The following is a 1,567-nucleotide window of genomic DNA, read 5'->3' as shown; positions in this document are numbered from 1 at the left end:
ATGTCACAATACTTATCTCAAGTATTGCCATTTTGGAGGTGTTTTATATTGTCTCACTATTTTAGGTTAGTCCACTGACTCTACCGGAGTTAGACCTTTTCTGTGTTTTAGTGTTTAAAACCCATTTAAGAACGGGTTTGAGTCCATTTCAGCTTCAATCGTTGTTTCAGGTCCATGCCCAGATAGGACAATTGTTTCTTCTGGTAATGTGAGAAGCTTTTTATGAATACTGCTAAGTAGTTGTTCATGGCTTCCACCTGGTAGGTCAGTTCTCCCGATGCTGCCTTGGAATAAGGCATCTCCTGAAAAAACTACTCCAAGTTCTTGGTAATAATACGAAACACTTCCCGGTGAATGGCCTGGAGTATAATACAGTTCTAAATGAAAGTCACTTATTTCAATACTTCCTTCTTTAGGAAGTATTGTTGGTTCTGCTTTTGATAAGATTTCTTGCCCAGGAATAAAATATGCTGAACCATTTAAAGCAGGATCTTTCAGCCAATTCTTCTCTTTCTCGTGAATATACACAGGAACATCCCAATTAGCTTTTACATCATCAATCGCACCTATATGATCGAAATGAGCATGTGTTAAAAGAACCGCAACTGGGGTAAGTCCCTGTTGCCTTAATATCGTATTTAATCTTTGTCCATCCCCACCGGGATCAAAGATGAGGCACTTCTTGTTTGAATTGGTCAAAATGTACGCGTTTGTTTGTAAGGGTCCTAACGGAATCCTTTGCCACTTCATACCTTTCCCTCCGATGCTTTTTAATCTATCCTTTATTCTACACTATCAATTGAAAACGAAAAAGCACTTAAACAATTGCACTTAAGGTTTTGACTAAAAGGTAATTTGTCTTGAAAGTGTCACTTTTTCCTCCTCGACAAATACGTATAAAACGATTAGAATATAGATTGAATCTATCTATTTCTTTACATAAAGGGTTTTCAGCCTTTTTCGAGCAACATTTTTCATGAGTTGAATGATGGGATGTTGTAAATTTTCATGCTATGGGGAAAAATAGTAATGAATATTTAAAAGTAAAGGCGCACTTTTAAGTGTAACATTGATTATAGCAAGGGGGTAAGTCACATGGGTCTAATGATTATCTTTTCACTAGTTGTAATTTTAGCTGCATTTGGTATTATACGTTCTTTACGCGATAAGAACCTTTTAGCCTTATTATTCTCTACAGGAATCTTTTTAGTATTAGGCTGGTTCACAATCATGACAATCTGGAAACATGGTTTCCCAACTGCTCACTAATAACAAATGCGCAATCGCCTTGAAATAGGAACATCGACTAACTACAGCCACGTACTGTGGCAAACGTCGATGTCAGCACTTCCTGTGCAAGTCCGACCAGCACAAGACGACCAGCTAGAAGGTTGATTATTGACCTTATCGATGGAGGGCTTGTGGCCTCGGCCTCGAAGGGCTAGGCGATGAAGCTGGACGAAAATAAAAAAGATTTAAAAGCCATCAGATACTGGACTAACCTAAAATAGTGAGACAATATAAAACACCTCCAAAATGGCAATACTTGAGATAAGTATTGTGACAT

At 37.9% G+C, this 1,567-nt stretch carries 2 protein-coding genes; one reads left to right on the top strand and one right to left on the bottom strand.

Going from position 1 to position 1,567, the window contains the following annotated elements; genetic code table 11:
• Window positions 1-114: 114 nt before the first annotated feature.
• Window positions 115-750 (bottom strand): MBL fold metallo-hydrolase, encoded by a 636-nt coding sequence (locus tag ACR65M_RS26810; RefSeq protein WP_440274928.1) that lies wholly within the window; start codon window positions 748-750, stop codon window positions 115-117.
• 345 nt (window positions 751-1,095) lie between these two features.
• Here ACR65M_RS26810 and ACR65M_RS26805 point away from each other — a divergent pair, with 345 nt between their 5' ends.
• Window positions 1,096-1,269: a DUF2759 family protein gene (locus tag ACR65M_RS26805; protein ID WP_121447199.1), complete on the top strand. Its 174-nt coding sequence runs from the start codon at window positions 1,096-1,098 to the stop codon at window positions 1,267-1,269.
• Window positions 1,270-1,567: the final 298 nt, after the last annotated feature.

This window comes from Ferdinandcohnia sp. SAFN-114, assembly GCF_059415045.1.
The sequence above is the reverse complement of the archived record's forward strand: the minus strand, read 5'-3'. Positions and strand labels throughout refer to the sequence as shown.